Genomic DNA, 25,134 nt, shown 5'->3' with positions numbered 1-25,134 from the left:
AATTGCTCTTGATTATTGAGCACATAAAAAAACCGCGCTATGGCGCGGTTTTTTTATGTGTCCGGTTGCGGAATTTCTGCCGCGATACACTGACTTGGTTTTACTACTTGGTCTTCCCGAATGGCAGCATCTGCCGCAGCGTATTGTCCTTGATGATCAGGTGGTGCCATAGCGCGCCGCCAATATGCAGTACTAGCATCACCAGCAGGGCATTCCACAAAAATTCTTTGTGCAGAAATGCCAGCTGTTTGGCGAGATCGGTGTTTTTAGTGACGAATGCCGGCAGGTCAAACAGCCAGAAGAGGGTAGTGTCGCGCCCTGCAAACTGTCGCATCAGCAAGCCCGTGAGAGGCATACCGAGCATGATGATATACATCAGGCTTTGAACGATTAGAGACACCGGCTTTTGAAATTTGCTGCCGTAAAGCGTGGGGCGGCCGTGGGTAGCGCGGTAGAAGAAGCGCAGCATCGCCAGTAGCAGTACCGTAAAGCCCAGAGAAAAGTGCAAAACCATCCACCAGCCCCGCATCGGGTCGCCGCGCTCGTAGAATTCGTGCAGCTCTACTGAGCCCCAGGCGCAAAGAATACAAATAGCGATGATCCAGTGAAGGCCCTTGAGTATCGGGCTCCAGCTGTTGTTGGCGCGTGCCATAAAAATTCCCCTTTTTATTGAATGCCGAATTCTAACGTCTACCCCGCTGGATGGTTAAGTCGGCGCGCGAGCGTATGGAAAAAATGCAGCGTCTTTTACTTTTCATGTGGAGTTTTCGGTTAATAAATCGTCAGAAGTCGGCAGGGGCGATCTGGGCGATGAAGTGTGCGCCATTTTGCGGGAGAGGGTTGTTGTTTTTGTTTATCTAAATGATAATGCTTCGCATTGGCGGTTTATCAGCCGGATAAGTAAAACTTATCAGTAAGTTTAACCTGACCTTCACAACCAGACATTTGGGGCACAAGCATGACCAAACCGACGAGTACAACGGATCAACTCGGCACTCAAAATCTCACGGATGCTTTTCGTAAAAAGCCGCTGGCGGGCCAGTTTTCCCGCTTTTCTCAGCTGTCTATGGCAGCGGCCGTTGCCGGTAGCCTGATCAGCGGTGCGCAGGCACAAGAGGTGCAAAACGCGACGGGCAAAGAGAATACAGCGCAGGAGAGAGCAGAAGAGCGCGCACCGGAAATGGTCGAAGTGACCGATCGCCTGGAAGAGCGCAGCCCGAGCTCGGTGAAATTTGCCCGCCCGCTGCTGGATACCGCCCAGACCGTGAATATCATTTCCGAAGACCTGATGCAGCAGCGCGCCGCGACGACACTGCGCGACGTTCTGCGCAATGTTTCCGGTATCAGTATGCAGGCGGGTGAGGGTGGTGCTCCTCCCGGAGACCAGTTTTCCATTCGCGGCTACAGTGCCCGCACCGATATTTTTGTCGACAACGTGCGCGACTTCGGCGGCTACACCCGCGACCCTTTCAACCTGGAGCAGGTGGAGGTAGTAAAAGGGCCGTCTTCCGATTACTCCGGTCGCGGTTCCACCGGTGGCTCGGTGAACCTGGTGAGCAAAACCGCGAGCCTGGCGGACAGCACCCGTTCGAGTATTCTTGCCGGCAGTGACAGTTACGGCCGCGCTACCCTGGATGTGAATCGTACGCTTGACGGTATCGACAACGCCGCGGCTCGCGTCAATGTCATGACCCACCAGCAGGATGTGGCGGGCCGGGATGGCGTCGACAATTCCCGCTGGGGTGTGGCTTCGTCACTGGCGTTTGGCCTGGAAACCGATACCGAGGTCAATCTGGGCCTGTTTCATCTGTCTCAGGACAATACGCCGGACTATGGTATTCCCTGGGTGCCCTCCAGCAACGTGCCGCTGGCAGATCACGCGGACGAAGCGCCGCCGGTGGATTTTGATAACTGGTACGGGCTCAAGTCCCGCGATTACGAAGAGGTGGATACGACGCTCGGCACCGTGCAGTTGAGCCAGCGCCTGACCGAAAACGCGACCCTGAAAAATACCACCCGCTGGGGCGTAACCAGCCGCGATTCCATCGTGACGGCACCGCGGTTCGCCAGTACCGACAGCACGGATATTCGTCGTAGTGACGACAAGTATCGGGATCAGGAAAATACCATTTTCAGCAACGTGACCGACCTTTCTCTGACGGTAAATGCCGGTGGCCCCTGGGAGCACCGTATTTTGTTGGGTACAGAAGTGAGCCTGGAAGGGGAGAAGCGCTACACCAAGGAAGTGACCGGGGAAGATTCGCCGGCAACAGACCTGTATAACCCGGACCCCAGCGACCCCTATCTGGAAAATTATGTGCGTACCGGCACTTTCAGCGAAGGCGAGTCCACCACGCTGGCAGCCTACCTCTCTGACTCGGTACAAATTGACGAATACTGGCAGATCAATGGCGGCCTGCGTTACGACCGCTTTGACCTGGAGTACACACCGGACGGCAGCCCGCTACTTGAGCGCAAAGATTCCATGCTCAGTTATCGCGCCGGTGTTGTGTTCAAGCCAGTTTCTGAAGGCAGTATTTATCTGGGTTACGGAACCTCCTTCAACCCCACTGCAGAAGGTATGTCGATTTCCACCAGCAGCCGTTCGCCAGGTATCGCCGACCTGGAACCGGAAGAGAACCGCAGCATCGAGCTGGGTACCAAATGGGAGCTGGTGGAAGGCCGTATGTTGCTGAGTGGCGCGCTGTTCCGCACCGACAAAACCAATGCGCGCACCCAGGATCCGGATGACCCCAATGATGTGCTGGTGTTGGAAGGCGAGCAGCGAGTACAGGGTATCGAGCTAGGCGCTTCCGGCGCGGTTACCGAACGCTTCAGCCTGAATGCTGGTTATGTCTACCTGGATAGTGAAGTGCTGAAGAGTAAGAATGTTGCTGAAGTTGGCAATGAACTGTCCAACTCACCGCACCACACCTTCAATCTGTGGGCCAACTATCTGATAGGTGAGCAATTGCAGTTGGGTGCTGGCGCCCAGTATGTGGGCGACCGCTACAACAGTACGACCAATGTTCGCCAGGCGCCGGATTACTGGACGTTGGAAGCCTCCGGCGTTTACGCTTTCAGCAACACCATCAGCGCGCAGTTGAATCTGCAGAACCTGACCGGCGAAGAGTACATCGACTATGTTGGCGGTGGTCACTTCATTCCAGGCCTGGGGCGTACGGCGCTGCTGTCGCTGAACTTCAATTACTAACAATTGATTAATTGATTGTAAGGAACATTAAACGTGCTGTTGGAAGTCCCTGAAATCCTCAGCCCACAACAGGCCGCCGAAATGAAGGCGGCCTTGTTGCAGGCGGAGTGGGTAGATGGCCGGGTTACCGCCGGGCATCAGTCTGCGCAGGCCAAACAGAATCGGCAATTGCCGGAAAACTCGCCCTTGGCGCGGGAATTCGGCGAGCTCATCCTGAAAGCCTTGCCGGCGAGCGGACTGTTTATGTCCGCGGCATTACCGCAGCGGGTGTTCCCGCCGCTGTTCAACCGCTATGAGAGCGGGGAGCACTTCAACAACCATGTGGACAACGCCATCCGGCGTTTGCCCACCGGAGGACAGATCCGTACCGATCTGTCCTGCACGCTGTTTCTTTCCGAGCCGGATGAGTACGACGGCGGCGAGTTGCTGATCGACGATACCTACGGTGCACACCGCGTTAAAGCGCCGGCGGGTTCGCTGGTGTTGTACCCGTCCACCAGTCTGCACCGGGTTACACCTGTGACGCGGGGTAGCCGCGTTTCATCGTTTTTCTGGATTCAGAGCCTGGTGCGCGACGACGGCCAGCGCACCTTGCTGTTTGATCTGGATATGTCGATCAACCGCCTGCGTCAGGAGGTGGGGGATCACGAGGCGATCGTGGCGCAGACCGGTGTGTATCACAATCTGTTGCGGCGCTGGTCCGAGCCCTGAGGCTCGGATTGGCTGCGTATTCAGGCGGCGCGGATACCATTCAGGTTTGTGAAACAGGTATCCCGCGCGGTGGTGAAAAAGTCCTGTAAGAAAGCCTGTTCCAGCATCTCTTCGCGCACCGCCGCGTAGAGTGTACTCCACAGCCCGGCCTTCCCCAGTCGCAACTGGCTGACGAAACCTTTCTGCAAATATTCGTGTAGCGCCCAGTTGGGTAGCGCACACACGCCGCGCCCGCTGACCACCAGTTGTACCATCATCACCGTCAGTTCTGCGGTGCGCACCGAGGCCGGTTCGACCCCGGCCGGATCAAGAAAATGCTGGAAAACATCCAGCCGCTCTCGCTCTACCGGGTAAGTGATTTGCACCTCTCCTTCCAGATCCTCCGGGGTTACCCACTTCCTCTCTGCCAGCGGGTGTTTGCGGCTCATCGCCAGGCACATTTCAAAACTGAACAGGGGTTCGTAGTGAATGCCTTTCAGGGATTCATCCGGATTGCTCGTGACCACCAGATCGAGGTCGCCGCGCACCAGCGCCGGCAGCGGCGCGAAGTGGAAGCCGCTGGATAGATCCAGCTCCACCTCGGGCCAGTCGTCCCGGTATGCGTCGAGTGTGGGCATCAGCCATTGGTAGCAGCTGTGGCATTCGATGGCGATATTCAGGCGCCCCGCCTGGCCGGATGCCAGGCGAACAATGTCCCGCTGTGCCACCGCCACTCTCGGTAAGACGTCATCCGCCAGTTGCAGTAGGCGCAGGCCGGCGCTGGTAAAGCGCAGAGGGCGGGACTTGCGTACGAACAGCGCCTGCTCGTGGCGATCTTCCATCTCCCGGAACAGGTGGGATAGTGCCGACTGGGTGAGATGCAGGCGTTCGGCGGCACGCACCATGCTGCCGGTTTCCCGCAGGACCGTGAGGGCCCTCAGGTGTCGCAATTCAATCATCTTTAGGTTTTTTCATGTTCAGGGCAAAAAATATGAAATTGATTGAATATTAGAAGCCCCTCAGAATCAACCTCGAAATTCAGCGATCTCGCATTGTCGTGCGGGGCTTGATCTATTGGGGAAGGACGAATGGCAAAGACACATATTCTGGGGTATCCGCGCATCGGTGCGCAGCGCGAACTGAAGCGGGCCCAGGAAGCCTACTGGAAAGGGGAGATCGATCAGCAGGCACTACTGGCCGCGGGCTCGCAGGTGCGCAGCCAGAACTGGCGGGCGCAGCAGGCCGCTGGTCTCGCACTGACGACCGTGGGCGACTTCGCCTGGTACGACCAGGTGCTGAATCACTCGCTGATGTTTGGCGTGATCCCCGAGCGCTTTACCGAGGGCGCCGCCGATAACAAGCTCGACCAGTACTTCCGCCTCGCGCGCGGCCGCGCGCCCTCCGGCGAGCCGGTGGCCGCCAATGCCATGACCAAATGGTTTGATACCAATTACCACTACCTGGTGCCGGAATTCACAGCCGATCAGGTGTTCAACCTAGACGCCGAATGGCTGCTGGCGGAAGTCAAAGAAGCCCAGAGCCTGGGGCACAACGCCAAACCGGTAGTGATTGGCCCGTTAACCTACCTTTGGCTTGGCCGCGGTGTGGACGATGCCCTGGGTCTGTTGCCAAAACTGTTGTCCTGCTACACACAGCTGCTTGAGCAGCTCGCTGGTGCGGCCGCTCAGTGGGTGCAGATCGACGAGCCGATTCTCGGTCTCGACCTGCCCCCGGAGTGGCGCGAAGCTTTTGCTCCGGCGTACCACACGCTGGCAAAAGCCAGTGGTAGCAAGCTATTGCTCGCCAGCTATTTTTCACCGCTGCGGGAAAACCTCCCGCTCGCGTTTAGCCTCCCGGTAGAGGGAGTGCATATCGACGCGGTGCGCGCGCCGGAAGAAGTGGCACTTGCGGCCGCTGCTCTGTGCGATGACCAGCTGCTTTCTGTGGGTGTGGTCAACGGCCGCAATGTCTGGAAAACCGACCTGGCCCGCTGGCAACAGGAGCTGGCACCGTTGGCAGAAAAACTCGGCGACCGACTGTGGCTTTCCGCGAGCTGTTCTCTGCTGCACAGCCCGGTAGACCTGGCTACGGAAACCAAACTGGCAGAGGTAGAGAAGCAGAAGCTCGCTTATAGTCGTCAGAAGCTGGATGAACTGAACACCCTGCAACAGGCACTGAATCCCGGTGCTGCTATCTTACCGGCCATCGGCAAAACCGAAAGTCGCAGCGAGGCGGAAGTGCGTGCTGAACTGGATAATACCTGGCGCACACTGAAATACCCGGAGCGCGCCAAGGTGCAGCAGGAACGCTGGCAGCTGCCACTTCTGCCGACCACCACCATCGGTTCTTTCCCGCAGACCGATGTACTGCGTCAGGTGCGCAAGCAGTTCCGAAACCAGGAGATTTCTGCACAGGATTACGATGCGCATTTGCGCGCAGAAATTGCTGAAGCCATTCGTCGCCAGGAAATTCTTGGTTTGGACGTGCTGGTACACGGCGAAGCTGAGCGCAATGATATGGTGGAGTATTTCGGCGAACAACTGGATGGGTTTATTCACACTGGCAACGGCTGGGTACAGAGCTACGGCTCCCGCTGTGTTAAACCGCCAATTATTGCCGGTGATATTTCCCGTCCGAATCCGATGACGGTGCAATGGAGTGAATACGCCCAGAGCCTGAGCAAAAAACCGGTAAAGGGAATGCTCACCGGGCCGGTAACCATTTTGAACTGGTCCTTCCCCCGTGAAGATGTTCCCCGTGCAGTCAGCTGCCAGCAGATCGCCAGGGCCCTGCGGGAAGAAGTGCTGGATCTGGAAGCCGCCGGTATCGGTATCATCCAGATTGACGAACCTGCATTGCGCGAAGGCGTGCCTCTGCGTGTATCCGGCCACAATGATTACTTTGCCTGGGCAGTGGGCTGCTTCCGCTATACCTGCAGCGAAGTCAAAGCGGAAACCCAGATCCATACGCATATGTGCTATTCCAACTTCAATAGCATCATGGACGCGATCGTAGCCCTGGATGCAGATGTGATTACCATCGAGTCCGCACGCTCCGATCTGCGCTTGCTGCAGGCTTTTTCTGAAGGGGAGAGGGCCGGAGAACAGGGCGGCTACCCCAATGAAATCGGGCCGGGGATTTATGATATTCACTCGCCCAACGTTCCGGAGCGTGCGGAACTGGTGGCGCGTACTCGTGAACTGCTGGAAGTGATTCCCAAGGAAAAGCTCTGGATCAACCCGGACTGTGGCCTGAAAACCCGCAACTGGGCAGAGGTGGGGGCTGCACTGTTGAATATGGTGGAGGCTGCACGTACCGTTCGTGCGGAAACATCCCGATAGTGAATAAAGTGGGCGTGTATTTACGCGCCCACTTCGTCTATTTCAACCAACGAAGCAGCGATGTAGTACAAACGACATCATTTTATTGCGCTTCTGAAACCTCTCATACCTCAATTCTTTATCTTCCGGTAGCGTCAGCTTAATCCCGGAAACTTAGCCTCTCCCCTGCACGAAAAAATCAACGGTTTCCGACCAATTTTTATCAGGGGGATTTATGCATCCAGTCTATCCAGCTTTAGGGTTATTTGTTGTGGGGCTCGCCGGAAACGGCGCGGTACTCGCACAGGAAAAAAACGAGCCGCAGCCATCGTTACCAAACGGTAAAGGGATCGAAGAGGTTATCGTCGAAGGTAGCCGGATGAATCAGGGCATTACCGAGATGGCCATTGATAGCGCCAGATTTGGAACCCAGGTTCAGGTCATCGATGCTCAAGAGATTGATACCGGTGGTTTCACGAATTTCGGTGAGTTGGCATCTGGTCTGATTCGCGGCGCTAATATCGGCTACTCACCAGACGAAGGCGAATTTACCATTCGACTCGACGGCGGTACCGACCGGGATACGCTGCTGCTGATCGATGGTGTGCCGACATTTGACCGTGGTACGCCACTGGAAAGCCTGTGGGGGGCGACGGCGATCGACCCGCGAATGATCGACAACGTGGAGGTGTTTCGCGGTGGCCAGAGTCTTTATTACGGCGGTAATGGGGGGCTGGGTGTAGTAAACGTCATCTACAAGCAGCCAGAAGCCGGGACAGGTTTCGCCGGGGAGATGGGATTTTACGGCGGTTCTTTCAAAACTCGAGAAATGTACGGCAATGTTTCTCTCCCTCTCTTTAATAGCGATGAACACGCTTTGATGCTGTTTGGCCGTTCCTATGAAACCGATGCGCATACTTTGTTTGATCGCGAGGCGCACGTAGACAATGTGCTCGCACTGGGTGGCTTTCACGAGTTTCCGTATACATACAACCTGTTGGGCATGAAGTACGTATGGCAGGTAGATGCGGATACATCTTTACGTCTTGGTTACCAGCTGGCAACGATTGATTTCAGGGACTCCTTTCCCAATACCACCGTATATCAGCCTAATTACACCGAATTTCCGATTTACGACGCGAAGTTTGAAACGGCTTTGACCGACAAATCCCACTTGACGATCGATGCCTATTACACGGATCCGACACTAAAGAACACTGAAGTGGATGTACGAACCTGCAACATTCCGCAGCTGGACGACTTGCCGGAGGAGATCCAGCTTGTGGCCCAAAATCAGGGAATAACAGGGTTTTCTACTGCCGTGGAATTTGAAAGTTTCGCGGAGGGAATTGACTCCCTGTCCGCAGGCTGTGTGACCAACCCCTATGGGAATCGCGGTGCTGCGGCTGTATCTGCGCGTGAAGGTTGGTATGTCGATGAAAATGGTAACGCCTACGGGACATTCGACAACCCATTCCCGATTGGAGCACCGATTGGCACGGTCATCCAGAGTGTTGCCTCCTTTGGTTCTGGCGTTCCTACCAAAGGGTTTGGCGATACCGACCAATTTGTTGCTGGCTACCTTGATTACGGCCTGAACAGCCGTGTGAAAACCACGTGGAACAACCATTTCGAAACGGTTCTCGGTGTTCAAAACGTGACCTACAAAGACAATTCCGACGATGTATACGGAATGAGCGATGACGCGGTGGAAAGCACCGGGGTTTATGCAGACCTACGTTTCTCATTTGACGTTTTCGGAAGTACGGATGCGTCGGTGGCGGTGCGCCAGGATTTCAACAACATGCACGAGGATGAATTCATCTGGAAGTTTGGCCTGCGTCAGGAATTCGGCGGCGGATTTTATGCCCGATCCAGCGGTGGGACCTCGTACAGCAATCCCACACTCAGTGAAGCAGGTGCACGCTCAAATACCATCAACAACCCAGGGCTTGAGGCACAACATGTGGATACCCTCAGTTTCGGTGTGGGGATGAATGGAGAAATAGCGGCTGGAACGTTTAATGTCGAACTGGGGTATTTCGATACCGAGATTGACAATCAATTTGGCAGCGCACGGGTTGAAAACGTATGCCCGGATATTGCCAGCGCTAATGGTGAAGACCTTGCTGCCAATATTGTTCGCCCTGGGGAGTTCTGTCAATTTGCGACCCGGCAGTTCGAATCAGGATATTTTGACGGTAATGAAACCGCCTATTTCAATACCCTGAGTGTGCAGGATATTGAAGGTATGACACTGGACGTTTCCTTTGATTTTGACCAGTGGCAACTGGATTTCACATTCACCGACATGGAGTCACTGGAGAAAAATCCCGTGTACGGGCTCAGTGCCCTGGCTCAGGGAACCGGCGAATCGCTGGGATTCGTGGTTCCAGGCAGTGTGGGTAGTGCGGGTAGCAATGAATTCCGACAGTCGAGTGAGCGACCAGAATGGTCCGCTTCGGCATTGTTAACCTATACACCCACGGACCGTTGGGTTTTCGCACTCAACCCAACCTGGCAGGGACCGGAATGGGCCTATGCCGGATCTACCCAGTCGCGTCTGGTGGATGAGCAAGGCGATCGTGTCAGTGGCGACCTCAACTTCGGCAATTATCTGGTTTGGAATGGTTCCCTGCAGTACTACATGGGAGCTAACCGGGATCACCGATTCTTGATGCGTGCCGTGAATATCCTAGACGAAGATTATTACGAGCGCGCATCTGCCAGTGCTGATAAACAGGTTTCCAGGGCAGGTGTTCGTGGTGAAATTGACCGTTTCGACGGGGATTATTACTACCAGTATGGCTGGAATGGTAAGCCCCGTTCGTTTTGGCTTCAGTATGAATATAACTTTTAGCGTTCTGAATTCGTCCGTTTGAAGTCCTTTGGCCGCTCATATTGAGGGCGGCCAGTCTAATCAATTTATCGGTGAATAATATGCGTAAGTTATTTCGGAATATTCTGCTTTTCATTGCCGCTTTCTCCATGTCTTTTTCGGTTCTTGCCGATGGTGATGCACCAAGCGTGCGCTGGTGGAAGGGTAACACCCACACTCATACCTGGTGGAGCGATGGTGATTCCCCTCCTGAGACGATTTCAGCCTGGTACAAAGAGCACGGATATAATTTTCTGGTGTTAAGTGACCACAACATCATGCAGCAGGGCGAGAAGTGGTATTCCATTACCAATCCGAAAAGAAGATCTGACCAAGTCGCGTCAGCGTACCGTGAATACCGGGAGCTCTTTCCCGAGGGGTGGATTGAAGAGCGTACAGTGGAGGGTGAGAAACAGGTTAAATTGAAAACCCTGGAGGAGTTTCGTCATCTTTTCGAAGAGCCTGACCAGTTTATTTTTGTCAAAGGTGAAGAGATCACCGACCGATTTCATTCTCACCCGATACATATGAATGGCGTGAATACGGTAGAGTACATTGCACCGCAGGGCGGGAAGGATATCCCCGATACCATCCAAAATAACCTCGATATGGTGAAAGCTCAGAGTAAGAAGTATGGACAACCGATGTTTGTACATCTCAATCACCCTAATTTCTACTTTGCACAAACCCCTGAGGACTTCTTCCACCTGGAGTACGACGAAGGTGAAGGGTATTTCGAAATGTACAATGGTCATTCCCACGTTGCCAACTATGGGAATGATATCCACCAGAGTGCCGAGCGAATGTGGGATATTGTGTTGGCCAAGCGCCTCGGTGAGCTGAAACGCAGCGTACTTTACGGTGTGGCGGTCGATGACGCACATGAGTACACCCGCTGGGGGGGAGAGCACACGAACCCCGGGCGCGGTTGGATTATGGTTCGCTCTGCCTGGCTGACGCCCAACAAAATAACGGAGGCGATCAAGCGCGGCGATTATTACAATTCTACCGGCGTAACCTTGAAGAGCCTGGATATTGGTGAGAATCGCATCGACCTGGAAATCGATGGGGAGAAAGGTGTTGAGTACACCATCGAATTTGTTGGAACGCCACGCGACGTCAATATGACACCCGAAGTTCGCGTGCACCCTCACGACCACAACCAGGTATCCGATCACCAGCACTCACATGTGAAAACGTACAGTGATGAGATTGGTCGAGTGCTGAAGACCGTGAAGGGGACTAGCGCCGCGTACCAGGCGACAGGGAAGGAAATCTACGTTCGCGTTCGTATTACATCCAGCAAGGCGCACCCGAACCCCCATCAAAAAGGGGATAGAGAGATGGCCTGGACGCAACCGCTTGTCGTCAGGCTGTAAGGATCACTGCGTGTCCGTTGAACCGCGATAGATTGATCAGTCGTTATTTGTCTTGGTAGGAGCCTGCAAGGCAGGCTCCTATAAGGGAGTTACTTGCCGTAACAATCCCGCGTCATATTTTCCACCCGATCCGCATGCACGATCGCGTTGTCTTCGATACGCACGCCACCAAACGGACGCAGCTTTTCCACCTTGTCCCAGTTCACCTCATCCGCCAGCTGGGACTCCTTCAATTCCGCCAGCAGGCTCTCGATAAAGTACAGGCCCGGCTCGATGGTGAATACCTGATTTTCCTCGATGGTGCGGGTGGTTCGGAGGAAAGGGAATTCACTGGGTGGTGGGGTGGTTCCGCCCTCTGGTGCGGTCTGATGGCCACCCACATCGTGCACCTGCAGGCCAAGGAAATGACCGAGGCCGTGGGGCATGAAGGTTCTGGTGAGGCCGGACTCCACCGCGCTTTCGGGGGAGGTTTTGACCACGCCGAACTGCTGCAGCAGCTGGCCGATTTTGTGATGGCAATCTTTGTGCAGTTCGATATAGGACGCACCAGGTTTCAGGCCGGCCACCAGCTCCTGCTCTTTCTCATGCATTGCCGTTACCAGATCTGCAAATTCACCTTGCCGATAGGCGTAGCTGCGGGTGATGTCTGCGCAGTAGCCGTTGCAGTCGGCACCGGCGTCGATCAGGAAGCTACGGCGTTCACTCTCCGGCAGCTGCTCGGTGGAGAGGTGGGTGTAGTGCAGGATCGCCCCGTGTTCATTCAGGCCGACGATGTTGCCGTAAGGCATGGTGTTTTCGCCCTGGCCGGCGGCGTTGAGGTAGGCGAGGTTGATTTCGAATTCGCTGGCGCCTGCGCGGAAGGCGTCCTCAGCGGCCTGATGTGCGCGCACGGCGATGCGATTGGCTTCGCGCAGACATTCGAATTCATAGGGCGTTTTGTATGCGCGCGCCCAGTGCAGATGGTCGATCAGGTGCTGCGGGTTGCGCTGGCCGATCTCCCAGCCTTCGAGCTTGCCGGTTTCTCCGATAAAGGCTGCGTTTTCACCGGTGAGAAATGCTTTGGCTTCGTCCGGTTTTGCCAACAGCTCGATATCGTATTCGTCGCTCCAGAATGTCTGGGGAGCAGGGGGGACGTAGTGCCAGAAATCCACTGGGCGGTAGAACAGAAGTTTTGGCTTTTGCCCGCGGCGGTAGATCACCCAGCTGTGGGGATTGTCGGTGACCGGGACCAGCGCCTTGAACTGAGGGTTTACACGGAAGGGGTAATAGTTGTCATCCAGAAACTGGACAGAAGGCGCACCGCTGAAGACGTTCAGGGTCTCAAAACCGCACTGGTCGAGGATATCGTCGTAGCGCTTGCGCAGGGTGGCCAGGTGTTCACTGAAGAGTTGCTTGTCCATAACGCCCCTAAATCGATTTGCGAGAAACTGGATACACCAAAAAATTGGTCAAATATTAACCTGCGTGGCAGGTACACGATTGCACATAGTGTATAGTCAGCGTTCTGAATAGTTAGTCTGATTTTGGGCCATGGAAAAGAAGATACTGCTGACGGATTGCCCGGATGCCAAAGGGTTGATCGCGAAGATCACCAACATCTGTTACAAGCACCAGCTGAACGTTACCAAGAACGATGAGTTCGTCGACCGTGTCCAGGGGCGCTTTTTTATGCGCACCGCCCTGGAAGGCAACTTCAACGATGCCACCCTGCTGGAAGACCTGGATATGGCACTGCCGGCCGGGGCCGCGCGCAAGCTGGTGGCTAGCGGGCGCAAGCGCCTGGTATTGATGGTGACCAGAGAGGCGCACTGTCTCGGCGATATCCTGATGAAGTGCTATTCCGGCGCGATGGATGTGGAGATTGCCGCGGTAATCGGCAATCACAAGGATCTACAGCCACTAGTCGAGAAGTTCGATATCCCGTTCCACTGGCTGCCCGCCGAAGGGCTGGAACGCGCCCAGCACGAAGAGCAGGTGATGCAGCTGGTGGATGGATACACGCCGGACTATCTGATTCTTGCCAAATATATGCGCGTGCTCACGCCGCAGTTTGTCGCGCACTACAGCAAGCGCATCATCAATATCCATCACTCCTTTCTGCCGGCTTTTATCGGCGCCAAGCCCTATCAGCAGGCATTTGAGCGCGGAGTGAAAATCATCGGCGCTACCGCTCACTTTGTCACCGACGACCTGGATGAGGGGCCGATCATCGAGCAGGACGTGATTCACGTGGACCACGGCTACTCCGCTGAGTCCATGACCAGCGCCGGGCGCGATGTGGAAAAGCAGGTGCTTAGCCGCGCGTTACAGTTGGTGCTGGAAGAGCGGGTGTTTATCCACGGCAACCGCACGGTGGTGTTCAAGTAATTTGGTGTGGGAGAGCACATGATTAGTCGTTTATCTGTGAAATGTTTGATCCTTTCCTCTGGTCTGATTCTCGCCGGTTGTGCCAGCGAACCGCAGGCGCCGAATCCGGGCCTGAAAGAATCCTTCCATACTGAAATTGCGGCCAATGGCTCGAAGCGTTTTACCTATTCCCTGGAAATGGCCACACCGCAGATCCGTGGGCCCTATACCGAAAGCCCCACCATGCGTGGCGGTATGGTTCGGCAGCAGGATATGAATCGCGGCCGCGCAAGCCGGGGCCAGCGGTTGGACTTTGACTATGCGCTGGAGCTGAAGTTGAAAGAAACCGGCTTCTGCCGCGATGGGTATTTTGTGATCGATCGGGTCGTGTCTCAGCTCGGTGGTGAGGTGCGCGGCGAGTGCCGCGACCCGGCAACCCGATAATCGGGTAATTTTTCGTTAAGACTGATCCGTCACTCCCCCAAGTCCGTACAATCCCCCGCTTCTCGCTCGCGCGACTTCTTGGGGATTCTCTATGTTCGATCAGTACAGCCTGCCGCTGGTAGCGCTTTCTTATGTCATTTCGGTGTTTGGGTCCTTCGCCGCCTTGCAATTGGTGACCGGGATTACCGAGGCTGTGGTGAAAGTGGACCGTCAGCGCGCCATCGGGTTGGCCGGTCTGGCGCTGGGTGGCGGTGCCATCTGGTCGATGCATTTTGTGGGCATGATGGCCCTGAAATCGCATATGCCGATGTCGTACGATGTGTTCAAGACACTGCTTTCGGTAGTGATTGCCGTGGCCGCCTGCACCGGTGGCCTCGCCATTGTGGGTACTGGGCGTTTCACCATTGATAAGCTCCTGCCCACGTCCATCCTTACGGGCATCGGCGTTGCGGGTATGCACTATATGGGCATGGAAGCGATGCTGATGCCCGCAGAGATCCAGTACAACCTCAATATCCTGATCATTTCCGTGGTGATTGCCGTAGCGGCTGCATTTGCGGCGCTGTGGATGGCATTTCACCTGCACGGCGTGTGGCAGAAGCTGGGCAGTGCGTTGATTATGGGTGTGGCGGTGTGTGGTATGCATTACACCGGGATGGCCGCGGCGAGTTACCAGCATACCGGCGTGATGCCGGAAGCAGGCTTCGCCGGCGCATTGAGTGATGAGTATATGGGCGTGGTGACGGTGGTGATCAGTATCGGGATTATTGCCATGGCACTGGCGGTGAATCACTGGTATCGCAATCGCGTGCTGCTTCCGCAATAGGTATCGTGCGGGCGCTCATAAAAAAAGCCGGAGCAGTGCTCCGGCTTTTTTGTGTCTGGCGATCCGTTTTCGAGAATCCGCTCCCGAGAATCAGTCCATATAACTCTCGATCGGCGGGCAGGAACAGATCAGATTCCGGTCCCCGTACACATTGTCGATACGGTTGGACGCGGGCCACACCTTGTGGTGTTTCAACCACGCGGCCGGGCGGCCGGCGACTTCGCGGCTGTATGGGTGAGTCCACTCGTCGGTCATCACGTCGTCTTGGGTGTGCGGCGCATTGTGCAGGGGGTTGTCTTCCGCAGTGTATTTACCGCTTGCGACATCTTCCGCTTCCTGGCGAATGGTCGCCATGGCTTCGACGAAGCGATCCAGTTCTTCCTGAGCTTCGGATTCCGTAGGCTCGATCATCAGCGTGCCGGCGACCGGGAAGGACATGGTGGGCGCGTGGAAGCCGAAGTCCATCAGGCGCTTGGCGATGTCTTCTTCGGTAATACCGCTGGTTTCTTTCAGTGGGCGCAGGTCGATCAGGCACTCGTGGGCGATAAATCCGTTGCTGCCTTTGTACAGCAGCGGGTAGTGCTCACTGAGTTTCTTCGCCATGTAGTTGGCGTTCAGAATCGCGGTCTCGGTGGCGAGTTTCATACCCTGTTTGCCCATCATGCGGATGTACATCCAGCTGATTGGCAGGATACTGGCCGAGCCCCAGGGTGCGGCAGAAATGGTGCCGTTGACTGGATCGTTGCCCGGTACTTCGGTGACCGGGTGGCCGGCCAGGTAGGGCTTCAGATGTTCGCCAACGGCGATCGGGCCCATGCCGGGGCCACCGCCACCGTGGGGAATACAGAAGGTCTTGTGCAGGTTCAGGTGGGACACATCGCCACCAAACTTGCCCGGTGCGGCAACGCCGATCAGGGCATTCATGTTGGCGCCGTCGATGTACACCTGGCCACCGGCGTCGTGGATCAGCTCGCAGATTTCGCGGATGCCTTCTTCGAACACACCGTGAGTAGACGGGTAGGTGACCATCAGGGCGGCGATGCGGTCGCCGTGTTCGGCCACCTTCGCTTTCAAGTCTTCTACATCCACGTTGCCTTTTTTATCGCAGGCAACCACCACCACTTTCATGCTCACCATCATCGCCGAGGCGGGATTGGTGCCGTGGGCGGAAGCGGGGATCAGGCAGATATCGCGCTGACCTTCGCCCTTGGCTTCCAGGTATTTTTTGATCGCGACGAGACCAGCGTATTCACCCTGGGAGCCGGCGTTGGGCTGCAGGCTCACTGCATCGTAACCGGTACAGGCGGCGAGCATCTGCTCCAGCTGCCTGAACATTTCGCGGTAGCCTTCGGCCTGGTCCGCCGGTGCAAACGGGTGCAGCTTGCCGAATTCCGGCCAGGTCACCGGGATCATTTCCGCGGTGGCATTCAGCTTCATGGTGCAGGAACCCAGAGGGATCATGCTGTGGTTCAGTGCGATGTCTTTGGACTCCAGGGTCTTCAGGTAGCGCAGCATCTCGGTTTCTGAGTGGTGCGTGTTGAATACCGGGTGGGTCATGAAATCGGTGTTGCGCTGCAGGCTGGCGGGCACGCCGGCGACGCCGTTGGCGGACAGCGCGCTGTCGATTTTATCCAGGTCCAGGCCGTGCTCGCCTCCAACAAAAATGTTGAGCAGCTCGGAAACGTCCGCCAGGTTGGTGGTTTCGTTCAGACTCATCGCCAGGGCGTCGTCGCCCACCTTGCGCAGGTTGATCTCCGCGGCGATGGCGCGATCAAAAATGGCAGACTGCTTGTCGCCCACGGAAACGGTGAGGGTGTCGAACCAGCTGTCGTGGGTGAGGCTCAGGCTTTTTTCTTTCAGGCCGGCGGCGAGGATATCGGTGAGGCGTTGGATGCGCGCGGCGATGTTCTTCAGGCCTTCGGGGCCGTGGTAGACGGCGTAAAAGGCGCTCATCACCGCCAGCAGTACCTGGGAGGTACAGATGTTCGAATTGGCCTTCTCGCGGCGGATATGCTGCTCGCGGGTCTGCATCGCCATACGCAGGGCGCGCTTGCCCTTGCTGTCTACGGAGACGCCGATAATGCGGCCGGGGGCGGAGCGCTTGTAGGCTTCGCGGAAGGCGAAGAAACCGGCGTGCGGGCCACCGTAACCCATGGGGATACCGAAGCGCTGGTTGCAGCCGACGACGACGTCTGCGCCCATGTCGCCGGGGGCTTTCAGGGCGACCAGGCTCATCAGGTCTGCCGCTACTGTCACCAGGGCGCCGGCGTCGTGGACTTTGCCGATCAGATCGGTGAGGTCGCGTACCACACCGGTAGAGCCCGGGTACTGGAACAGGGCGCCGAACAGTTCTTCTGGCAGCTCGGTTTCCGGGTTGCCGACAACCACTTCAAAACCGAAGTGTTCTGCGCGGGTCTGTACCACGGCGATGGTCTGCGGGTGGCAGTCAGCGTCCACAAAGAAGACGTTGGATTTGTTGCGCTTCACCTGGCGCTTGCACATGGCCATGGCTTCCGCAGCCGCGGTGCCTTCGTCCAGCATAGAGGCGTTGGCCAGTTCCATGCCGGTGAGGTCCATGATCATCTGCTGGAAGTTCAGCAGGCCCTCAAGGCGGCCCTGGGCGATTTCTGGCTGGTAGGGGGTGTAGGCGGTGTACCAGCCCGGGTTTTCCAGCACGTTGCGCAGGATCACGTTGGGGGTGATGGTGTCGTGATAGCCCATCCCGATAAAGGTGCGGAACACCTTGTTGCGGCTCGCCAGGGCTTTCAATTCCGCCAGCGCTTCCTGCTCGTCCACCGCTTCCGCCAGATCCAGATCGTCGGACTTGCGAATGGAGGTGGGCACGGTCTTTTCAATCAGCTCGTCCAGGCTGTTAACACCAAGGGTGTCGAGCATGGCTTTGGTCTGCGCGGCGTCCGGGCCGATATGGCGGCGGATAAAGGCGTCGTGCTGTTCCAACTGCTTGAGGGAAGGCTGGGTCATGGTGGTTGGATTCCTGTAAACACTGAATGTGTTGCCGGCGGGCTGTTGTGTAGACCTGCGGTTAAAACCTGCAGTTGAAACAAGGTACCGGTAAAAATAGCAAAATTGGCCGGCGCGCATCTTAGCAACGGTGTGGATTGCGGGCAATTGGTGCTCAAACTGGTCAAATCTGTGCTGTTTGCGGGTCAAATATGTGACATATATCCTGTTTTGCGTTGGGTGGCGTTATTTTGTTCTGCGTGGCGGAGCATTCATTAGCGCAAATACAGATGTGCGCCATACTGGTTGAATAACAAAGTGGACCGGGAAGGATCCCAGTCTCGGCACGGAATGGGCAGGGCCGCAATGGACCGCCTCGCTCACCTTCCTGCTCAGACCGCAAAACCCACGGAATTTGGGGCTTCAACGTGTTGCAAACGGCCAGACTCAATACCCTGCGCTTCAAAGCCTGCCTGTTCTCGCTGCTATTGGTAGTGGCGATGTGTCTTTTCTTTATTCTTCTGGGCAACGGCAGCCTGCAATCCCTGCTGGCAAAAAGCCGCGAACACCGCCATCTCAACTTCCAGTTTCAGGTATCGGGTCTGTTGCAGCAGTCCCGCCAGGAAATGGCGCGCCTCGCCGAACTGATCGCCCTGAGCCCGCGCGGGCGGATCTCCTCCCGTGACGAATTGCGCAAAGCCATGGACCGCCAGTGGGAGCTGTTGCAGCACAGCTGGGAGCTGCATTCGCTCAAGGTCTACGACGGGGGCGATAAGTCCATATTGAGCTGGGGCTCCCCCCACAGCGAGTTGAGCCCAGAGCAGGTGAGCCAGGTTCTGTTGCGCGGCCAGCCGCTGGAACTTGTGCACTGTGAGCATACGTGCGTGCAGAGCCTGTCGGTACCCATGCGCGCCCGCGGCGGCGATTATGTGTTGCAGGTGGACCGGCCTCTGGTAAACCAGCTGCGCCGCTTCCGCGAAATGACCGGCTCGGATATTGGCATTCTTTCCGCGGAACGCGAAGTGGCGCCGGATGAGGCCGGCAGCAAGTATCTGGCCGGCTGGCACCGGGAGGTGCTCTCCCTGACCTCGCGCGAGCGGGTATTGCCACTGCTTACCCGGGTGTCGGGTGAAGTGTCCGATCTTGCCGGGCTACAGCGAAAGCGGGTGTACGAACAGGACAACCGTCAGTTCGACATTCGCACCATGCGGATAGATGTGGACGATCACGGTGCGCAGTTTGTCTTTGTGGAGGATGTGTCGGGGCAGGTGGAGCACATCGACGAATCACTGAAACTGCTGCTGTTGTTTTCGGTGCTCGGAGCATTGATTTTCAGTGCGGCCGTGGCCGGCACCCTGTGGCGCCCGATCGTGCGCTTGCGCCGCCTTGCCCAAGCGCTGCCACTTCTCACGAATGGCCGCTTCAGTGATGCGCGGCAGTTGATCCGTCCGGTGAAGAAGCCCCTGGATAAATTCGACGAGCTGGACGTGCTGGACAATACCGGGCTGACGGTGTGTGACCAGCTGGAAGATATGAACGACATGGTGAGCCGCAAGACCGCCCAGCTCGAGCAGATCGCCATGCACGACAGCCTGACCGGCCTCGACAACCGGTACAGCCTGCTGGAACAGCTGGAATTCTACCTGGAGCTTGCGCGGCACCAGCCGCTGCCTGTCCCCGAGTGTGGCTACCTCTTTTTTATCGACCTGGACGACTTCAAGCAGGTCAACGACACCCTGGGGCACCAGGGCGGTGATGAACTGCTGAATGTGATTGCGCGGCGTTTACTGAGTGTGATGCGCTGCGGTGATATCGTCGCGCGCTTGGGCGGTGACGAGTTCTGCGTGTTCGTGCGAGATATTAAAGAGCCAGACGCTTACCGCACACTCGCCGAAAAACTGCTGAATACGGTGGCGCAGCCAGTAAAAATTGATGACAGCCTGGTGACCGTCACCATGAGTGTGGGCGTGGTCGCGATTGATGAGCAGGCCGAAACCCTGGAGGCGATTTTGCAGAAAGCCGACCTGGCCATGTACCACGCCAAGCGCCATGGAAAAAACAAATACCAGCTGTATACCCCCGACCTGCCGAACCTCTCAGAGCAGATTGCTCAATCCCCCAATCATTCCATTCCCGGCAAGGGCACATTGAAGCCGCTGGAACTGGTGACCTCGAAACCGCGTTAGCGCTGACTTTCTATTCACTGGCCAATCACCGGTCTCGAGCACGCCAGGTGGCGGACTGTTTTTGCGGTTTTGCCGGCGCTCACTGCGTCGCTGGTCTATCTTTATATTGATCCTGCGCGCGAATTTTGCACCGATGTACCCTTGGGCGCGAAATGAGCGACAAACCAAGTGAACAGGAAAGTGAAGTCGCTGTGACATCCGCAGCGTCGGGCAGGCCGGGTCAAAAGCCCGGTGAAGAAAGGTTAACCAGTCGCACAATGGCGAGCAAAATATACACCACCAACGATCAACTTCTCGGTAGTTATCTGCGCAATTTACTGGAGTCGGCGGGCTATTCCGTACTGACCCAGAAAACCCGGGTCGAAGTGGCCCAGGGCGGGCTGGACTGGAATTCTGAACTCTGGTTGATTCGGGATTCCGAGCTGGCCAAAGCTCAGCAGGTTTTACAGCAGGCGCTTTCCGGAGAAAGCGCCTGACCGAATGGCCTGATCCAAAATTTACATCTTTTCCAGGGTTTCGATACCTAGCAGCGCCAGGCCAGTAGACAGAGTACGTGCTACCAGGTCGCACAGCTGCAAACGGCTCTGCTTATCCTCTTCGCTGACTCCTTCCTTCAGCACCGGGCAGGCTTCATAGAAGCTCATATACACACTCGCCAGCTCGTACAGATAAGTACACAGCACGTGTGGGAAAGTGTCTTTCGCTACCTGATCCAGAACCTCGCCAAACTGATTCAGCTTGATTGCCAGCGCGCGCTCGGCGTCGGTGCCCAATACGATGTCACCGTTCAGTTCGGACGGCTCCACACCGGCGCGGCGGAATATGCTGCGCACGCGGGTGTAGGCGTACTGCAGGTAGGGCGCGGTGTTGCCCTCGAATGCCAGCATGGCATTCCAGTTGAACACGTAATCGTTGGTGCGGGTTTTGCTGAGGTCGGCGTATTTCACGGCACCGATACCCACCACACGGCCGATTTCGGCGCACTCTTCCGGGCTCAGGTCTGCGTTTTTCTCCGCCACCAGTGCCGTGGCACGCTCCACCGCTTCATCCAGCAGTTCCGCCAGTTTTACGGTGCCGCCAGTGCGGGTTTTGAACGGCTTGCCGTCGTTGCCCATCATGGTGCCAAAGGGGCAGTGTTCCAGAGTCTGGCTGTCGGCGATGTAGCCGGCCTTGCGGGCGACGGTAAACGCCTGCTGCAGGTGCAGGGACTGGCGGGCGTCTACGACATAGAGAATGCGGTCGGCGTTCAACACATTGGCGCGGTAGCGGATGGCTGCCAGGTCGGTGGTGGCGTAGAGGTAGCCACCGCCTTTTTTCTGGATGATCACCACGCTCGGGTTGCCTTCCTTGTCCGCCATTTCCGGCAGGAAAGCGACGATGGCGCCCTGGTCTTTCACGGCGATGCCGCGGTCGATAAGGTCTTTCACCAGCACCGGCAGGTCGTCGTTGTACTGACTCTCGGCGTAGACGTCTTTGCGCTGCAGGGTGACGCCCAGCTTCTGGTAAATCTCTTCTGCGTGGCTGATGGAGACGTCGATAAAACGCTGCCACAGTTTCAAGCAATCGGCATCGCCACCCTGCAGTTTCACCACGTATTCCCGCGCGCGATCGGCGAAGCCTTCTTCTTCGTCGAAGCGGACCTTGGCTTCGCGGTAGAACACTTCCAGATCTTTCAGGGCCACTTCGGCATCCTGGTCTTCCAGCTTATCTGCCAGGTGTGCCAGCAGCATGCCGAACTGGGTGCCCCAGTCGCCCATGTGGTTCTGGCGGATGACCTTGTGGCCCTGGAATTCCAGTAGGCGGGCGAGGGCGTCGCCGATGATGGTGGTGCGCAGGTGGCCCACATGCATCTCTTTGGCGAGGTTGGGGTGGGAGTAGTCCAGCACCGCGGTCTGCGGCTCTGCCGCTACGGCGATGTTCAGGCGCTCGTTGGCGCGGGCCGCGGCCAGGGTCTCGCCCAGCCAGGAGTCGCTCAGGTGGATATTGATAAAGCCCGGGCCGGCGATCTCGACCTTGTCGATCATCGGCTGTTCGCCCAGGTTGTCGACGATCTTGGCGGCCAGCTCGCGGGGGTTGGTGCCCATCTTTTTGGCGGCGCCCATGGCGCCATTGGCCTGGTAGTCACCGAAGCCGGCCTTTTTGGCTGGGGCGACGGCGGGGCTGCAGTCGGCGGGGATGCCGGCGGCAGTCATGGCGGCCTGAAAGAGTTCGTTGAGCTGCTGGCGAATGTTCATAGGGGGGCGATATCCCGTTGGCGTTCTGAATACTGAGATTCTGGACAATGAAGAATATAGAAGAAGGCGGGATTTTAATGGGCGGTGGGGGCATTGCAACCTGCGCTGTGAACGGGTAGCAAATACCAGCTCTGGGTTTGACCGAAAAGCTACCGTTGATTTTACGGCATGGGGCTACCAGGCGAAGTCTGTGGAAGTGCGCAAACCGGAAGATTTCCTCCGGTTGGTTAAAAATTGTACAGGGTCTGGGCAAAAAAATCCCGCATTAATATGCGGGATTGTTCTGTGGTATTTGGCGGCAAAGCTTACTTTTGCCAATACCTATTCGGGCTTGGGGTCACTCGAAGCGGATATTGTCGACCCAGGCGGTATCACTGTTGCCTGATTCGGATACGTCCTTGCGGTACACCCAGGTGAATGTGTGGGAGCCACTGCTCAGAGTCTCACTGGTGTACGTCTGCCAGTCGGCTGCGCCGCTTTCCTGGAGCACTTGTACACCGTCGATATAAAACTCGAAGGTGTCGTAATTTTGTTCGGAGCTCACCGAATAATCAAAGCTGATGGACTCTGCAGAAACGGAAACAAACTCGAAGCTGCTCGTCTGGCCGTGGCTGATTGGCGCCGCTTGCAAAATGTAGTTGCCGTTTGCATTGTTTGAGGAGTCAGCGTTGTTTGCCGAGACCACAGTCCAGGGACTGAAACGCTCATCTGGCGAGCTTCCAGACTCAAAGTCGTACAGGGGGGCGACCGGCTGTTCGTTGATCAGCTCGATAGGCGTGCCCTGACGACCATAGGTCATTGGAATGTAGTATCTGGCGTTGGCGTTAGCGCTATCGGTAACAGTAACTCCGCAGTGCCCGTAAGTGGTAGTGCTGCTGGTTACGGTAACTTCATCGCCGCGCGTCGCGCTCAGGCGGCAAGCGCTGTTGGTTGTTGCCCACGCAAAGATCGGCTTGTTGGCCGCGCTGGAGGTGGCAACGAGAGATACAGACTGACCTGAAGCAATATGCAGGTTGCTGGCGGTGACATCCGTTTCTGATACGTAGAAGTAAATATCCTCAGAAACCGGGTTTACATTACCTGCGCCAATTAGCACATTTTCATCGGTGACGGTAATGTACTCGGAGCCGACTTCGCTATTGGCGGTCAGGGTAATAGTTTCACCGCTATTGGCCTCGAGGCTGATGGCACCGGCTGAATTACTTTCAATCCAGGAATAGGAGCTTTCTTCCCCCTTGCCTTTCCAGCGGGTGGTTGCAGTGAGCTCCACGCTTTCGCCCGGTTGAAGGTTGATAATGGTGCTGCTCAGCGTGTTGAGGTTTTGCGCAACCGGTAGCCCGTTAATGCGCAGCTCTGCAGGCATGTCGCCATTAAAGCCCGCAGTGTTATATGTGCCGCGAATAGTCGGCTCGCCCGCGCCGGTGGAGTAGGTGATGCCTAGCTCGTAAGTGCTGCCATCACGTCGCGGGGAGGAGAATTCCAGTACATAAATGGCGTTCAGAATATTCTGGATACGCGCGGAGACGCTTGTCAGCTCTTCACCTAGCTGGTCAAAATCTGTGGTGGCTAGAGCGTACTCTGGGTTGCTGGCAAGGAAGTGCAGTTCGGTAGCGTCTGTGGACGTCGGGATGGTGAACACCCGCTTGCCGCTGTCCTGGATGAACGCGATAGTGTCGTCTTTGGCGCCTGGGTTAGCCTCGTCATTACCGTCACTAATAATGACTGCATAGCCCTGCACAATGTTGGAGCTGGTAAACGAGTCCTGCCACAGATTCAGCGCATATCTGGTTGCGCCGTAGAGGTTTGTGGAACTGTTGTCGGGACGTGCAGCGCGTACGAAGTTGGCCAGGTCCGTCAGCGCATTGTCGATCAGTGTCACGTTGCGAGTGAAGGGTAGCTGTGTAGTGATGTCGCCGTCATAGATAACGATGGCGATCTGCTGGCCGTCGAGCAGCTTGCTGCTGAGCTCGGTTTCACCTTCTGAGCCGTTTTCCACTTTTACTTCTTCCAGAAGGATTGCGCGGAGCTGGGCCACTGCCTGCTGGATTTCGCTGTCGCTAACACTGGCGGAAACGTCCAGTGCAAACACGGTCGGCAGGGTGAAACCCAGGCCGGTCGCGGGTGCAATGGCGGCGAGAGATTCCTCGCTGTTGGTGATGTCAGTGCCATCATTGGTGATAGTGAAGTCCGCCAGCGTTAAGCCGGGTTTTGGTTCATCTTCTTCATCAAAGGCTTGGAACAGGACCTGTACGAGGGATGGTGCGGCATAGAATCCCTGGATACCGTGTAGGCGTGCGCTCGATTCGGGGGCATCACTGCCGTCTCCGCCATCGCTACCGTCCCCGCTACCGTTCCCACCGTCACCACCACCATTTCCGTTGTTGGTGGGCGGTGTGTCATTGTCGCTAGAGCCACCTCCGCCGCCGCAGGCGGTAAGACAGGCGCTCAGAAGCGCCACCCCAAGTATTTTTTTCAGATCGATATCTTTGTACATGAACGAATCCCAAGTGCACTTTGTTTTAATCGTGGAAAAGGCGGCGATAAAAACATCAATGTCATCTAGATATGACTGGCCCCCACTGCCTTTGGCGGGGGATTAGACATAAAAATGTGATGCGGTTCAATGGCTAAATGGGGCTAATCTGGTAGGTAGTTT

General features: G+C 56.5%; 16 protein-coding genes. 10 read left to right on the top strand and 6 right to left on the bottom strand.

Annotated features, from left to right (window positions below):
• Nucleotides 1-103: 103 nt before the first annotated feature.
• On the bottom strand, nt 104-652 hold the full coding sequence (locus tag Q1A74_RS11075; RefSeq protein ID WP_299595771.1) for a cytochrome b: 549 nt from the start codon (nt 650-652) through the stop codon (nt 104-106).
• Between the two features lie 306 nt (nt 653-958).
• Here Q1A74_RS11075 and Q1A74_RS11070 point away from each other — a divergent pair, with 306 nt between their 5' ends.
• Nucleotides 959-3,214, top strand: coding sequence for a TonB-dependent siderophore receptor (locus Q1A74_RS11070; protein ID WP_299595769.1), 2,256 nt, complete (start codon nt 959-961; stop codon nt 3,212-3,214).
• Nucleotides 3,215-3,247: 33 nt separating this feature from the next.
• The gene (locus tag Q1A74_RS11065) at nt 3,248-3,925 is read left to right on the top strand and encodes a Fe2+-dependent dioxygenase (RefSeq protein WP_299595767.1); all 678 of its coding nucleotides are present in this window, start codon (nt 3,248-3,250) and stop codon (nt 3,923-3,925) included.
• 20 nt (nt 3,926-3,945) lie between these two features.
• On the opposite strand, the gene Q1A74_RS11060 is transcribed toward Q1A74_RS11065, so the two are convergent.
• The gene (locus Q1A74_RS11060; RefSeq protein ID WP_299595765.1) at nt 3,946-4,863 is read right to left on the bottom strand and encodes a LysR family transcriptional regulator; all 918 of its coding nucleotides are present in this window, start codon (nt 4,861-4,863) and stop codon (nt 3,946-3,948) included.
• Between the two features lie 129 nt (nt 4,864-4,992).
• Between Q1A74_RS11060 and metE the strand changes: the two genes are divergently transcribed.
• The 3 genes from metE (at nt 4,993) to Q1A74_RS11045 (ending at nt 11,481) form a co-directional block, all read left to right on the top strand.
• Nucleotides 4,993-7,245 (top strand): 5-methyltetrahydropteroyltriglutamate--homocysteine S-methyltransferase, encoded by a 2,253-nt coding sequence (metE, locus tag Q1A74_RS11055; RefSeq protein WP_299595763.1) that lies wholly within the window; start codon nt 4,993-4,995, stop codon nt 7,243-7,245.
• A gap of 214 nt (nt 7,246-7,459) precedes the next feature.
• A complete protein-coding gene (locus tag Q1A74_RS11050) occupies nt 7,460-10,084 on the top strand; it encodes a TonB-dependent receptor (protein ID WP_299595761.1) in 2,625 nt (874 codons plus the stop codon).
• 80 nt (nt 10,085-10,164) lie between these two features.
• On the top strand, nt 10,165-11,481 hold the full coding sequence (locus tag Q1A74_RS11045; protein ID WP_299595759.1) for a hypothetical protein: 1,317 nt from the start codon (nt 10,165-10,167) through the stop codon (nt 11,479-11,481).
• Nucleotides 11,482-11,570: 89 nt separating this feature from the next.
• Here Q1A74_RS11045 and pepQ read toward each other — a convergent pair whose 3' ends face one another.
• The gene (gene pepQ, locus Q1A74_RS11040) at nt 11,571-12,881 is read right to left on the bottom strand and encodes a Xaa-Pro dipeptidase (RefSeq protein WP_299595756.1); all 1,311 of its coding nucleotides are present in this window, start codon (nt 12,879-12,881) and stop codon (nt 11,571-11,573) included.
• A 130-nt stretch (nt 12,882-13,011) separates the two neighbouring features.
• On the opposite strand from pepQ, the gene purU reads away from it, so the two are divergent.
• From purU to Q1A74_RS11025, 3 genes are all read left to right on the top strand, one after another.
• Nucleotides 13,012-13,848 carry a formyltetrahydrofolate deformylase gene (gene purU, locus Q1A74_RS11035; protein ID WP_299595754.1) on the top strand — a complete coding sequence of 279 codons (837 nt, stop codon included), beginning with the start codon at nt 13,012-13,014 and terminating at the stop codon, nt 13,846-13,848.
• Between the two features lie 18 nt (nt 13,849-13,866).
• A complete protein-coding gene (locus Q1A74_RS11030; RefSeq protein WP_299595752.1) occupies nt 13,867-14,271 on the top strand; it encodes a hypothetical protein in 405 nt (134 codons plus the stop codon).
• Between the two features lie 91 nt (nt 14,272-14,362).
• Nucleotides 14,363-15,097 (top strand): MHYT domain-containing protein, encoded by a 735-nt coding sequence (locus Q1A74_RS11025; RefSeq protein ID WP_299595750.1) that lies wholly within the window; start codon nt 14,363-14,365, stop codon nt 15,095-15,097.
• Between the two features lie 90 nt (nt 15,098-15,187).
• Here Q1A74_RS11025 and gcvP read toward each other — a convergent pair whose 3' ends face one another.
• Nucleotides 15,188-18,079, bottom strand: a complete 2,892-nt coding sequence (gene gcvP / locus Q1A74_RS11020; RefSeq protein WP_299595748.1) for an aminomethyl-transferring glycine dehydrogenase — start codon at nt 18,077-18,079, stop codon at nt 15,188-15,190.
• Between the two features lie 407 nt (nt 18,080-18,486).
• Here gcvP and Q1A74_RS11015 point away from each other — a divergent pair, with 407 nt between their 5' ends.
• On the top strand, nt 18,487-20,244 hold the full coding sequence (locus Q1A74_RS11015) for a diguanylate cyclase (RefSeq protein ID WP_299595746.1): 1,758 nt from the start codon (nt 18,487-18,489) through the stop codon (nt 20,242-20,244).
• A gap of 257 nt (nt 20,245-20,501) precedes the next feature.
• A complete protein-coding gene (locus tag Q1A74_RS11010; RefSeq protein WP_299595744.1) occupies nt 20,502-20,720 on the top strand; it encodes a DUF2007 domain-containing protein in 219 nt (72 codons plus the stop codon).
• A gap of 21 nt (nt 20,721-20,741) precedes the next feature.
• On the opposite strand, the gene argS is transcribed toward Q1A74_RS11010, so the two are convergent.
• Both argS and Q1A74_RS11000 read right to left on the bottom strand, forming a co-directional pair.
• A complete protein-coding gene (argS, locus tag Q1A74_RS11005; protein ID WP_299595742.1) occupies nt 20,742-22,478 on the bottom strand; it encodes an arginine--tRNA ligase in 1,737 nt (578 codons plus the stop codon).
• 337 nt (nt 22,479-22,815) lie between these two features.
• Nucleotides 22,816-24,972 (bottom strand): vWA domain-containing protein, encoded by a 2,157-nt coding sequence (locus Q1A74_RS11000; RefSeq protein WP_299595740.1) that lies wholly within the window; start codon nt 24,970-24,972, stop codon nt 22,816-22,818.
• Nucleotides 24,973-25,134: the final 162 nt, after the last annotated feature.

The organism is uncultured Microbulbifer sp. (assembly GCF_947504145.1).
Lineage (GTDB): Bacteria > Pseudomonadota > Gammaproteobacteria > Pseudomonadales > Cellvibrionaceae > Microbulbifer.
The sequence above is the reverse complement of the archived record's forward strand: the minus strand, read 5'-3'. Positions and strand labels throughout refer to the sequence as shown.

Bases quoted from the DNA above. Each gene is read 5' to 3' on its own strand.
- Q1A74_RS11075 (WP_299595771.1), bottom strand. From the start codon at position 652: ATGGCACGCGCCAACAACAGCTGGAGCCCGATACTCAAGGGCCTTCAC.
- Q1A74_RS11070 (WP_299595769.1), top strand. From the start codon at position 959: ATGACCAAACCGACGAGTACAACGGATCAACTCGGCACTCAAAATCTC.
- Q1A74_RS11060 (WP_299595765.1), bottom strand. From the start codon at position 4,863: ATGATTGAATTGCGACACCTGAGGGCCCTCACGGTCCTGCGGGAAACC.
- metE (WP_299595763.1), top strand. From the start codon at position 4,993: ATGGCAAAGACACATATTCTGGGGTATCCGCGCATCGGTGCGCAGCGC.
- Q1A74_RS11050 (WP_299595761.1), top strand. From the start codon at position 7,460: ATGCATCCAGTCTATCCAGCTTTAGGGTTATTTGTTGTGGGGCTCGCC.
- Q1A74_RS11045 (WP_299595759.1), top strand. From the start codon at position 10,165: ATGCGTAAGTTATTTCGGAATATTCTGCTTTTCATTGCCGCTTTCTCC.
- pepQ (WP_299595756.1), bottom strand. From the start codon at position 12,881: ATGGACAAGCAACTCTTCAGTGAACACCTGGCCACCCTGCGCAAGCGC.
- purU (WP_299595754.1), top strand. From the start codon at position 13,012: ATGGAAAAGAAGATACTGCTGACGGATTGCCCGGATGCCAAAGGGTTG.
- Q1A74_RS11030 (WP_299595752.1), top strand. From the start codon at position 13,867: ATGATTAGTCGTTTATCTGTGAAATGTTTGATCCTTTCCTCTGGTCTG.
- Q1A74_RS11025 (WP_299595750.1), top strand. From the start codon at position 14,363: ATGTTCGATCAGTACAGCCTGCCGCTGGTAGCGCTTTCTTATGTCATT.
- gcvP (WP_299595748.1), bottom strand. From the start codon at position 18,079: ATGACCCAGCCTTCCCTCAAGCAGTTGGAACAGCACGACGCCTTTATC.
- Q1A74_RS11010 (WP_299595744.1), top strand. From the start codon at position 20,502: ATGGCGAGCAAAATATACACCACCAACGATCAACTTCTCGGTAGTTAT.
- argS (WP_299595742.1), bottom strand. From the start codon at position 22,478: ATGAACATTCGCCAGCAGCTCAACGAACTCTTTCAGGCCGCCATGACT.
- Q1A74_RS11000 (WP_299595740.1), bottom strand. From the start codon at position 24,972: ATGTACAAAGATATCGATCTGAAAAAAATACTTGGGGTGGCGCTTCTG.